General features: G+C 26.3%; 9 protein-coding genes. 4 read left to right on the top strand and 5 right to left on the bottom strand.

Going from position 1 to position 12,978, the window contains the following annotated elements:
- Positions 1-78: 78 nt before the first annotated feature.
- Complete coding sequence (dapE, locus tag CKV87_RS05765; RefSeq protein ID WP_012012850.1) at positions 79-1,179, bottom strand: succinyl-diaminopimelate desuccinylase; 1,101 nt, start codon at positions 1,177-1,179, stop codon at positions 79-81.
- 87 nt (positions 1,180-1,266) lie between these two features.
- Here dapE and CKV87_RS05760 point away from each other — a divergent pair, with 87 nt between their 5' ends.
- From CKV87_RS05760 to CKV87_RS05750, 3 genes are all read left to right on the top strand, one after another.
- A complete protein-coding gene (locus CKV87_RS05760; protein ID WP_012012849.1) occupies positions 1,267-4,026 on the top strand; it encodes a DUF748 domain-containing protein in 2,760 nt (919 codons plus the stop codon).
- A gap of 86 nt (positions 4,027-4,112) precedes the next feature.
- Positions 4,113-4,667, top strand: coding sequence for a hypothetical protein (locus tag CKV87_RS05755; RefSeq protein ID WP_012012848.1), 555 nt, complete (start codon positions 4,113-4,115; stop codon positions 4,665-4,667).
- A gap of 117 nt (positions 4,668-4,784) precedes the next feature.
- Entirely contained in the window at positions 4,785-6,095 is a 1,311-nt protein-coding gene (locus tag CKV87_RS05750) for a hemolysin family protein (protein ID WP_041644933.1), read from the top strand.
- Here CKV87_RS05750 and CKV87_RS05745 read toward each other — a convergent pair.
- The gene (locus CKV87_RS05745; RefSeq protein WP_012012846.1) at positions 6,085-8,286 is read right to left on the bottom strand and encodes an endonuclease MutS2; all 2,202 of its coding nucleotides are present in this window, start codon (positions 8,284-8,286) and stop codon (positions 6,085-6,087) included. The genes CKV87_RS05750 and CKV87_RS05745 overlap by 11 nt on opposite strands.
- A 46-nt stretch (positions 8,287-8,332) precedes the next feature.
- Positions 8,333-8,926, bottom strand: a complete 594-nt coding sequence (locus tag CKV87_RS05740; protein ID WP_012012845.1) for a TetR/AcrR family transcriptional regulator — start codon at positions 8,924-8,926, stop codon at positions 8,333-8,335.
- A gap of 76 nt (positions 8,927-9,002) precedes the next feature.
- Between CKV87_RS05740 and CKV87_RS05735 the strand changes: the two genes are divergently transcribed.
- Positions 9,003-9,824, top strand: a complete 822-nt coding sequence (locus CKV87_RS05735) for an alpha/beta fold hydrolase (protein ID WP_012012844.1) — start codon at positions 9,003-9,005, stop codon at positions 9,822-9,824.
- A gap of 25 nt (positions 9,825-9,849) precedes the next feature.
- Here CKV87_RS05735 and torA read toward each other — a convergent pair whose 3' ends face one another.
- Entirely contained in the window at positions 9,850-12,333 is a 2,484-nt protein-coding gene (gene torA / locus CKV87_RS05730; RefSeq protein ID WP_012012843.1) for a trimethylamine-N-oxide reductase TorA, read from the bottom strand.
- Positions 12,330-12,923 carry a hypothetical protein gene (locus CKV87_RS05725; RefSeq protein ID WP_004509328.1) on the bottom strand — a complete coding sequence of 198 codons (594 nt, stop codon included), beginning with the start codon at positions 12,921-12,923 and terminating at the stop codon, positions 12,330-12,332. Before CKV87_RS05725 ends, torA begins: the two co-directional genes overlap by 4 nt.
- Between the last annotated feature and the right edge of the window lie 55 nt (positions 12,924-12,978).

Below are 12,978 nucleotides of genomic sequence, written 5' to 3'. Positions count from 1 at the left end.
AATTGTATCAGTTTTTATTCAACAATCAAGAACCTAAACTATATAAAAAATATACAGAAAATATAATTTCTTATATATTTAGAAGTTTTTAATCAAATTTTCAAAAACCTCAGTCAATCCTTCAACTTCTTTGACTGTTGTTTTTTCATTTATACTATGTATTGTATCATTAATTACACCAAATTCTATTGCTTCAATACCAAAAGCACCAAAATATCTAGCATCACTTGTACCACCAGCTGTTGAGTGTTTTGTTTTGATTTTCAAAATGTCATAAATAGAATTTTCCATAGCAATTACTACTTTTGAAGTTTTATTTGTAACAAAAGGAAAAGAACCTTGTGTTATTCTAAAATCATAATCTAAACCTTTTAAATTTTGATTTATAAAATTCTCGACATCTTCTTTTGTTGTATTTGTCGAGTTTCTTACATTAAACATAATTTTTAATTCATTTGGTGTTACGTTTGTAACTTCCATTCCTGCTCTAATATCAGTTATTACAAGTTTTGAAGGTGCAAAATATTCATCACCATTGTCAAGATTTATACCTGCAATTTTGGGTAAAATATGTGCAAAATTATGTACAGGATTTATACACTTTTCTGGATACGCAGCGTGACCTTGTTTTCCTTTTATTGTAATATATCCATTTATACTTCCTCTTCGACCAACTTTTATGGCATCTCCAAAAACTTCTTCACAAGTTGGTTCTGCTACAACTGCATAATTTGGAATCATATTTATCTGTTTTAAATGTTCAAGCATTTTAATAGTTCCGTAAGTTCCCTCACCTTCTTCATCAGAAGTCATCAAAATACTCAATGTTCCATCAAAGTTTTTTGCATTTTTACAAGCGTATAAAAAAGCAGCATCTCCACTTTTCATATCTTGAGCACCTCGTGCAGTTATTACTCCATCTATAACTTCAGCGGCAAAAGGATCAACTTCCCAACCATTGCCAACAGGAACAACATCTATATGACCCGCAAAACATAGATGTTGTTTTGTATCGTTAAATTTTTTATAATAAAATCTATTTTTTACACCTTCCATATCAACTTTTATACAATTCCATTCATTTCCTAAATATTCTTGTATAAAATCAAACGCACCATCATCATTTGGAGTTATTGATTTAAATTTTAATAATTTTTGAAATAGTTCTATAACGCTCATTTTATATCCTTTTTATTAAATTAAATTTTATCCAACTAATCTTTATTTTGTTATAATATTTTCACTTACTAATAGAAGGGGTAACTAATGAAAGCTTTAAAAATTCTATTTTATACGCTAATTTCGCTACTTGTGATCTATATAATTTCTGGATTTACACTAGTTCCTTATCTATTAAAAAAAGAGTTAATTAAAAATCTTGATGAAAATCTAACTCTAAAATCCTCTATTGAAGATGTAAAATTCAATCCTATAACTTTAAATGCAAAAGTTCATGATTTCAAATTAGTTGATGAAAATAACAATATTATTGTTTTTTTTAAAGAGTTAAATATAAGTTTGAGTATTTTTAAATCTATTGAACAAAAACATTTTCGTATAGAAAATATTACTTTCGATGAAATTTTCTTAAATATCATCCAAGAAAAAGATGGAAGTATAAATTTAGCAAATATATTAAAACCCACAGAAAATGAAGAAAAACAAATTGAAGACAACACAGATGAACAAACTTCAAATAATATAAAATTTTTAGTTTCAAAAATAGATTTAAAAAATGCTGACATAAATTTTGTAAGCAATATAGATAAACAACCTTTTTCTATCTATTTAAAAGATATTAACTACACAATATATGATTTAGGAACTTTTAAAAACTCTTTATCATCAAATAATTTAACTTTTAGAATAAACGAACATACAGATGTACAAATAAGTAGTGCATTTAAAATAAATCCATTTAAAGCATATGGAAAAATATCAATAAATGATTTGAGAATAAAAGAGTTTATTGATTTTGATAAAAACTTTTTTAATTTTGAACTAAATAATGATGCAAATATTAATTTAGGATTAAACTACAATATCGATACTACAAATGAACTGGCTTTATATTTAGCTACTGATTTACTAGAAATCAACAACATAAATTTGAAACAAAATAAAAAAACTATGGCAAGTTTAAAAAAGCTTGATATAAAAAGATTTGACTTTGATTTAGTTAGCCAAAATATTAATTTTAATGGTGTATTTATTGATGGTTTAAAAGCAAATATGATTTTAGATAAAAATGGAGTTAATTTTGCTTCATTAGTAACAACTTCAACAAACTCAAATGAAAAAAAAGAGGAAAATAGTAATTCAAAACCATGGATTTTAAACTTTTCAGATATAAAAGCTAATATAGATTACGATTTAGAAGATAAAATAAACAACAACTCAATTGAAGCAAAATCAATTCTTTTAGATGCACAAAATCTAAAAATAGTTAATTCTTTAGTTGAATTAGAAAAAGCTAATGTTGCAAATAAAACTTTTCAATTTTTAGATAAATCAAACAATTTAGAAATAAAATCAAATAATATAAATATTGATTTAAACAATCTAAAAATTGATGATAATGTCGCTTTTTCAAATGCAACTATTAAATCAAAAGAGTTAAATTTTGATGAAAAAAATTTAAAAATAAATGTTGATGCACAAAATCTAAATTTAGGTTTAAATAGCTTTTTATTTACAAAAGATAACGCTATTAGTTTAGAATCTGCAAAAATTTCAAAACCAATAATCACTTTTGAAGACTTTACAAATAAATTAAGGCTAAATGCAAAAGATTTCGATTTAACTGTAAATAAATTTACAAATAAAGGTGAAATATTTGGCATAAATTCTATCAATCTTAGCAAACCAAATCTAGTTTTTGAAAATACTGCTAATAATTTAAAAATTAACACAAAAAATATAGATTTAAAAATAAAAAATATCTCAAATAAAAACAATATTTTAAAAGTTGAAAAAACAGATTTAAATAATCCACATATTTCAGTTGTTTTACCAAAAACAGAAACTAAAAGTTTAGAAAAAGAGAATAAAACTGAATCAATAGAAGTAGTACAAACAGATAAAAAAGAAAACAATAAAACAAAATTAAATATTGGGCCAGTTAATATAAAAAATGCAGTTCTTGATTTTGAAGATAAAAATTTGCCTATTCCTTTTAAAACAACAGTTACAAAACTGAATGGTAAAATTTCAGAGATAAAAAATACAAAATTAGGAAAAACAAATCTTGAAATAAATGGAGTTGTTGATAATTATGGTGTTGCTAAAATAACTGGTGTTGTAAATCCTAAAAATATAAAAATTTTAACAGATATAAATATGAAATTCCAAAATATTGCAATGCAAAATTTCACACCTTATACTGCAAAATTTATTGGTCGTGAGTTAAAAAGTGGAAAACTTGACCTTGATTTAAATTACAACATTGAAAAATCAAACTTAAATGCAAAAAACAACATTGTAATTACAAAAATAGAGTTAGGAAAAGAGGTACAAAGTCCTGAAGCTATATCTTTACCTTTAGGAATTGCTATATCTTTACTTGAAGATAAAAATGGAATTATAGATATAAATCTTCCAGTTTCAGGAAATGTTGATGATCCACAATTTTCTATTGGCACAATATTATGGAAAGCTTTTGTAAATTTAATAACAAAAGCTGTAACAGCTCCATTTTCACTTCTTGGAGCAATGTTTAATTTTAGTGAAGATGAAATAAAAAGTGTAAAATTTGAAATAAAAGAGAGTGAAATAACACCTATTCAAAAAGAGACTTTAGACAAGATTGCTCTAATTTTAGAAAAAAGAGAAGATATAGCTATAAAATTAGTCTCTTCATATAATAAAGAAAAAGAGTCTTCAAAAATAGGAAAAGAGAGAATTTTAAATATAAAAGAGTATTTAATAAAAGAAAAATCAATAAATAAAAAACAAGTTATTTTAGATGAAAAAAGTGAAGAAACTTCGATATCTTCGATTAATTTAAAAATTGAGCAACTTCAATAATATTATAATATCTTATGGTTTATAAATAATATTGACTTATTATTTATAAACTGATATTATCCATAAAACTAAATTATGGACAAAAAATGACAAAAAAAATATTTCCTATACTCATAATAATTTTTTTAGCTTTTATTTCTTATGGAGTATTTTCTGAGATAACCAAAAGTGTAAAAAACAAAAGATTAGAGTGCCAAACTAAAACTACAACTTTTGAAAAGATATTTTATGACTCAGATATAAAAGAAGCTATAACAGCTTTTGAAAATAAAAATTATGAAATAAACTCTTATATTGAGTATTCAAAATATATGAAAAGTAATTTAATAGATATTTTAACAAATAAACAAAGTGATGAAATACTAAAAAATATTATTAACAAATATACATCTACTAATTCAAAACAAGAAAATTTAAATGAAAAACTTTTTATTCATTATTATATTTATGAAAATGATAAAGAAGATAGTGGAAAAAAGAATAATGAAGCAAAAAGCTATGCTGGATATTTGGTATTTGAATTTAAATACAACAAAAAATTAGTCTACAAAATACAAATAGATTATATGAAATTAGATGCTAATGACTTAGAAAATAGAATGGATTGCGCAATACAATCTTTTTTATCAATATTAAAATAATATAAAAAAAGCAAATATTAAGTCTATATAGCTTATATTTATGCTTTGATATTATTGTCAATAATTTAAGTTTATTAAAAAGGAATATTTTTGGATCCCGATATACAGTCCATTCTTATGCTATTTTTAGCGATATTTTTGGTGTTTTTAAATGGTTTTTTCGTGCTTTCTGAGTTTGCTATTGTTAAAGTTAGAAAAAGTAGATTAGAAGAATTAGTTAAACAAGGAAAATCAGGCGCTTCATTAGCTCTTAAAATGTCTAACTCACTTGACACATATTTGAGTGCCACTCAATTAGGAATTACATTTTCTTCTCTTGCTTTAGGTTGGATAGGTGAACCAGCTCTTGCTAAGCTTATAGAACCACCTTTTACATATTTTTTTGGTGATAATTCTGTTTTACTTCACACAGTTAGTTTTATAATTGCTTTTACATTAATTACATTTTTACACGTAGTTTTAGGAGAAATTGTTCCAAAATCAGTTGCTATTGCTAAAGCAGAAATAATGTCTTTATATATTGCTAGACCTTTACATATTTTTTGGATAGTTTTTTATCCATTTATTCGATTCTTTGATATTGTTGCTGGATTTGTTGTTAGAAGATTGGGTATTCAACCTGCGACTGCACATGAATTAGCTCATTCAGAAGAAGAAATCAGAATAATTGTTAATGAGAGTTTTAAAGGTGGATATATTGATTCTGTTGAAAGTGAAATTATAAAAAATGCTATTGATTTTTCTGAAACTGTAGCAAAAGAGATTATGACACCAAGAAAAGATATGATTTGTATAAACTCTGAAAAATCTTTTGAAGAAAATTTAGAAAGAATAATTTCTACTAGATTTACAAGATATCCATATTGTCATGGCGGAAAAGACAATATCACAGGAATGATTCATACTAGAGATTTATTAAATGATGCCTTAGATGGGAAAAAAATTGATATATCTAAATTTGTAAGACCAATTATCATGGTTCCGGAAAATACTTCTATTTCTAAGATTTTGACAAGAATGAATAAAAGTAGAATTCATATTGCTTTAGTTATTGATGAATATGGTGGAACTTCTGGATTATTAACAATGGATGATATTTTAGAAGAGATTATTGGTGAAACAACTGATGAACATGATCCTAAACAAGAAACTATTAAAAAAATAGATGAAAATACTTATGAATTTGATGGAATGGTTAATATAGAAAAAGTTGAAGAGATACTAAATATTACATTCGATGAAACAGAACTGTCTGTAACTATTGGAGGAAGAATATTCCATTTAATTGGAAGATTACCAGTAGTTGGAGATATTGTTGAAGATAAAGAGTGCACTTATAAAATCTTAGAACTACAAAATAACCGTATTAAAAAGATATTATGTACAAAAAAAATAGAAGAAGATGCAAACGAGGAGACTAGAGTTTAATTACTTTAGCTCCAAAGCCTCCACTACTTGGATGAGCATCTTCAAAACCTTTTACTCTTGGATGCTTTTTCAAAAATTCTTTTACTGCAAATGCTAATTTTCCAGTTCCAATTCCATGATAAACTAAAACTTCTTCAAAACCAGCTAATAGCGCATCACTTAAAAACTTATCAAGATTTTCAATAGCTTCATCTGCTCTTTGACCATGAAGATCAAGTTTAATACTTCCAGTTTCAGGTTTAGAAATAGTGACAGTTGCTTTTTTTGTTGGAATTTTTGGAGGTGGATTTCCACTTCTACTTAAATCACTTAAATTAACTTGAACTTTCATCCCCATATCATTTTCAATAAATGCTTTACTTCCTTTTATAGAAACAATAGCTCCTTTTGTATTTCTATATTTTACTCTATCACCTACTTTAAATTCTATAACCTCTTGAACTTTTTCAACTTTTATCTCTTTTGCCATTTTGTGCGAAATATTTAGATGTTGATGTGATTCTTGTACAAGTTTTGCTTTAATGGCTTTTTTTGCTTCATCTCTTGCTTGACTATACTCTTTATGAAGTTTTGATTTTTCTGAATATATATGTTCATCAAGTTTTTCTTTTTGCTCTTTTAGATTATTTGTAACTCTTTTCATATTTGCTATTTCTTCATCTAAAGTTGCTATTTTTTGTCTATATTCTCTTTCTAAAGAACTACTTCTTTCAATTAGTTCATTTAATTTATCTTTATCTTCACCATAAACTTCTTTTGCTCTTTTTACAACATTTAAAGGTATTCCATATCTTAAAGCAGTTTCAAAAGCATAAGACCGACCTATTGTTCCTTGTAAAAATTCATAAGTTGGCTTTTGATTCTCTTCATCATAAAGAGCAGCAATTAATTCTACATTATCATTTGAAGCCATGAGTGCAGCTAATCTTTTATGGTGAGTTGTGATAATCACTTTTATATCTCTTTGAATTAAATCTTCTATCATAACTTTAAATAAACTAGCAGCTTCATCTGAATCAGTTCCTAGTTCTATTTCATCAACTCCAACAATTGCATTTTTTGAACCAAAAAGTTTTGAAAATTCAACCATACGACCAGCAAATGTCGAAATATCATTTTTTACACTTTGTGGGTCATCTAAAACTGCATTTATAAATTTAAAATTACTAATAACTGTATTTTGATGAGCTTTATAAGGTAAAAGATATTTTGAAAGGAAAACTGCACTTAAAATTGATTTTAACATCATAGTTTTTCCCCCAGCATTTACTCCTGTTATCATAACTACATTTTTTGTAAAATCAATAGATATAGGTTTTGGATTATGAAGTGCTGGATGACAAAAATCTACAAGCCTATTTTCTTCATTTTTTGAAGGTAATACAAAAATTTTATCACCTATTTTTGCAAAAAATAGTCTTGCTTGATAGTGATCAAATCTATCAAACTCTTTATTTATGAATTTTAAAAACAATAAGTTTTTTTCAAAAATTGAAGAAATTTCTCTACAAAGTTTAAACAAAATCTCTTCTTGTTTATTTTTTAAATCACTCTCTTTTTGTTTTAATTCACTAATGCTATGAGGCACAACATAAAAAAATCCAGAGTTTGATCTATCAATTACACTTCCGCTAAGTACATGGTTAAATCCACCTCGAACAAGTAAAGCTTCTTCACCATTTACTAAATGGACTTGCATATCAACCAAATATGGTCTAATTTTTGATGAATTTACGATTTTATAAAGGCTTTGTTTTATATTTTCTTTATTTTTTGAAATAGCATATTTTATATTGTCAAAATCTTCATCAACACCATCTTTTAAATTTGCTTTTTCATCAAAATAATCAGCAATTTTTATAATATCAGAAGGAATAACTATTTTTTCAATCCATTCAAGTAATTTTCCTTCAAAATTAAATCTTTTTAGGTATCTAAAATACTCTACAATTTTTATAAATTCAAATATTTCATAAATTTTTAAAGTACCTTGTTTTTGAATATGCATTAAAGCTGAATCAAGATTTTCAACTTTTGGTGGCGCTTTAAAATCAAATTTTGATAGTTCATTGATAAGTTTATGGTGAATATTTATATCACCTTCTAAAATAATAGATTTATCTCTAGCAAAAAGCTTAGAAAAATTATCTATATAATCATTTAAGTCTAGTTTTTTTATTAAATTTTCCATGAGGGATTATATCTTAAAGGGCTTGATATTTTTATGAAAAAGAGTTTTATAAACTCTTTTTGAAAGTTAGTAAGTAAGAAGATAAAATATCTATTACATCAAGATAGTCTTGAATATTCCCACTTGCTTTTGCAGATAAAATAGCACCTTCAAGTGTTGAAGCTATATATAAAGCAAGTTTTGTTGTATCACACTCTTTCATCTCTTTTTTTTCAATAGCTTTATCTAAGATATCTTTTATATTTTGTCTAAATTCTTGATATATATGTTCCATCAAAACTTTAAAATCTTCATCAATATTTGACATCTCTTGAATAACATTTGCTATTGGACAACCTTTTTTAAAATCCCTTTTTGTAGTATCTTTTATACTTTCAATAAAAGCTTCTAAATGATTTTCTTTCAAGTTTAAAATCGAAGCATATCTTTCTAAAAATCTTTCATGAATTTTCTCTTTTATTGAAATCATTGCCATATCTTTTTTATTTTCAAAAAAATGATACATAGAACCTTTATGTACTTTCGCATTTTTTAAAATATTTGTTAAAGAAGCACCTTGATAACCTTTTGTATAGATTTCATCAAATGTACAGTTTATTAAATCATTTCTTGTATTTTTTTCCATTTTAGATTGTATCATTTTTAAGCTTGACAGATAAGTCAAATTATATTAATATTTTACTTGACTATTTAGTCAAATATTTAGGGAGATAAATATGCAAAAAAATATAATCATAGATGAAACAGAGATTTTTTATACGATTGAAGGTGTTGGAGAAGTTGTAATTTTACTTCATGGTTGGCCTCAAACTTCATATATGTGGAGAAGAATCATTCCAAATTTATCAAAAAATTTTAAAGTTATAACACTAGATTTACCAGGACTTGGAAATAGCAGTGATACAAAAACTTATGATACAAAAAATATAGCAACAATTTTAAATAAGTTTATAAAAAATTTGAAAATAGAAAAATTTCATCTAGTTGGGCATGATATTGGAAGTTGGGTTGCTGCAAGTTATTGTATATATTTTAAAGAGACTTTAAAAAGTTTAACCATTCTTGATGCAGGAATTCCTGGGCTTATACCTGATGAAGTTTTTTGTTTAGCAAATGCAAATAAAATCTGGCAATTTTTCTTTCATTCAATAGATGAAATACCAGAGTTTTTAGTTAAAGATAAAGAAAAAGAGTATATTTCTTGGTATTTTAATAAAAAATCATATATAAAAGATGCTATCAATGAAAAAGATATACAAAACTATTATTTAGCATATAAAAATAAGATGAAAAATGGTTTTGAGTATTATCGATATTTTGAGCAAAGTTCAGAACAAAATAGAATCTTAACTTCAAAATTAGATATAAAAATTTTAGCTATTGGTGGAGAATTTGCACTAAAAGAACAAGTTGGAATAGCTATGGAAAAAATATCAAATAGTGTTACAACTAAAGTTATAAAAAACTGTGGACACTATATAGCTGAAGAACAACCTGAAGAGTTAACTCAAATTTTGATAGATTGGTTTAAACAATAAAGCTTAAAAGCTTTATTGTTTTATTTTAGTTTGGTTGTTTAAAGATAGATATTTGAGAAGCTGTTTTAGTATATTTTTCAATATTTACTAAAGTTGTATTTGGGCTATTTCCATTTGCCAATTTTGATGTTGGCATATCTTTTGTCAAAACATTTACATTTCCATTTAAACATAATGTACCTATTTCTCCTCTAACCTCTGGGTCATACCAAGCACCCTCTTCTACTCTTACAACACCTTGTTTTATATCATCAGTTACAACAGCACCTGCTAAAATCTGACCTCTTTTATTGTAAACTCTTACAATATCTCCATTTTTTATACCTTTTGCTTTAGCATCTTTTGTATTTATAAAAATTGGCTCTCTATTTGCAACAGCATACTCTTTTCTCAAGCTTGTATTATTTAACTGAGAGTGTAATCTATGTTGAGGATGTGAAGTTATAAGTGCAAATTGTGCCGTTTTATTTTTCATACCTAACCATTCATCAGGCTCAAACCAAGTTGGATGAGCTTTACAATCATCATAATTCATACTTTCAATAGTTTTAGAATAAATCTCAATTTTTCCTGATGGTGTTCCAAGTGGATTTAAAATAGGATCTTCTCTAAAATCTGCATATCTTACAAATTGAGTATTTTCATAAGGAGCTTCAAAAGTTACAGGTTTATTATCATCCCAGAATTTTTTGAATTCTGGCATTTCAATATTCATTTTTTTTGCTTGTTCATAAGCTTTATTATAAAACTCTTCTATCCATTGCATTTCAGTTTTATTTTGTGTAAAATCATTGAATACACCGAACTCTTTTGCTAAATCACTTAAGATTTCATAATCATCTCTTGCTTCATTTTGTTTTGTTACAGCTTGTTTCATAGGAACAATATTTAGATTAGAGTAATCTCCTGTCATAGTAATATCATTTCTTTCATAACTTGTAGTTATTGGCATAACAATATCTGCCATTCTAGCTGTTGGTGTCCAAAATAGTTCATTTACAACAATTGTTCTTGGTTTTTGCCAAGCTTTGATTAAAATATTTGTGTCTTGATGGTGAGCAAATGGATTTCCTCCAACCCAATAAATAAAATCAATATCTGGATAAGTTATCTCTTTTCCATTAAAAGCTATTTTTTTACCAGGATTTAAAAGTGCATCAGCAATTCTTGCAACTGGAAAAGAGAATTTTGCTGATTTTTCCAACCATGAAGCTCCACCTGTATATTTTGCAGGATTTATATTTGAAGTTATTCCACCAATAGTTGCATTTTTAGTTGTAGGAACACCTCCATTTGCATAGTGATAAGAGAATCCAAAACCACCACCAGGAAGTCCAATTTGTCCTAAAATAGAAGCAAAAGTTACAAGCATCCAGTGAGGTTGTTCTCCATATTGTGCTCTTTGGATTCCCCAACCTGCCATAATCATAGTTCTATTTTCATACATTAAATTTGCTAATTCTTTGATAGTTTTTTCATCAATTCCACATATTTTTGATGCCCATTTTACATCTTTTACAACTTTATCTTCTTTACCATATAAGTAATCTTTGAATTTGTCAAACCCTTCAGTATAGTTATCTAAAAAATCTTTATCGTATTTATTTGATTGTAGTAAATGGTATGCCATTCCCATCAACATAGCAACATCTGTTCCAGGAACTAAAGATATCCATTGTGCATTTAAGTATGTACAAGTTTCAGTTTTTGCTGGGTCTATACAAATAATCTTTTTACCAGATTTTTTTAACTCTTCAAGATATTTAAATCCATGTTCGTCAGATGAAGTCCAAGATATTTTTAGTGTTCTCATTGGATTTGCACCCCAAATAACAACAACTTTTGAGTGTTCTAAAACAATTGGCCAAGAAGTTTGTTGTTCATAAACTTCAATAGTTCCTAAAACATGAGGCATAATAACTTGCGCAGCTCCTGTTGAATAATCTCCAACTGTACCTGTAAATCCTCCTATGCAATTCATGAATCTATGTAATAATATTCTTGAGTTATGCATATTTCCACTACTTTTCCAGCCATAACTTCCAGCAAAGATACCTTGAGCACCTCTTGCATCTCTTGTTTTTTTAAGTTCATTTGCTATTAGTTTTATAGCTTTTTCATAAGGAACTCTTACCCATTCATCTTTACCTCTTAAATTAGGTTTTGGATTATCAGGATTTTCTAAATAAGATTTTCTAACCATTGGATATTTTATTCTATCTTCTGCATAAACTAAATCTTGAGTATAGTGTTGTAAAGAGTTGAAATAATCAGATGTTTTTTGATAAGGCTCAGATTTTATAACTTTACCATCTTTAATAGTAAGTTTTAGCATACCCCAGTGAGCGGCAGTTAAGATTTCACCATTTTCAATTAAAGTTGTAGAAAAACTTGAAATTGTTGCAGCTAATAGTTGACCTCTACTTGTAATTGCATCAATAAATGGAACTGTTGCAAATAGTGCTGCAACTTTTAAGAAATTTCTTCTTTTTGTGTCTATTTTTTTCATTTTTCTTCCCCTTTTATATCTTTAGCATGTTTTTGCAAATATTGAACAACTAAATAATTTTGCTCTTTTGTCATAGCTGTTCTACTTAACATAGATTTTATTATACTAGGCCATTGGTTTGCTGTATATTCATCTATTGGGTGCGCTTGATGGCACATACTACAACTATCTTTATAGATTTTTTCTGCTTCAGTATATAAAGAGTTTATATCTTTTGTTAAATTATCATCATTTGTAAAAGCTGTTAGTTCTACTTTTTTCCAAACATTTCCCTCTTCATCTTTGTTTGTTGAGATAGTTTTTATTTCAAAATTATTTTCTTTTGTAAGACCAGCTATTAAAATCCTATTCTTTTGATTAAAATAGATTGCATTTGAAACATCTTCTTTCATGTAACCTTGAACTTGAATTTTGATTTTCCCATCTTTTTTTTCTAAAACAGTTATCTCTGAAGTTGGAAGTAGTCTTCCTTTAGCAGTATTGTTATCTATATTTTCATATAGATTTTTAACAGAACTTGTGTACATAAGTTCATTAGCACATAATATTGAACTTAAAAATATTAAACTTGGTAATATTACTTTTTTCATTATTGTTATCCCTTTTTTTTAAATTTTTTAATGAAATAATTTTTTTATAAACCCA

Origin of the sequence: Aliarcobacter butzleri (assembly GCF_900187115.1) — a bacterium.
Classification (GTDB): domain Bacteria; phylum Campylobacterota; class Campylobacteria; order Campylobacterales; family Arcobacteraceae; genus Aliarcobacter; species Aliarcobacter butzleri.
Note: the sequence above shows the minus strand (reverse complement) of the source record. Positions and strands in the feature narration are given on the sequence as shown.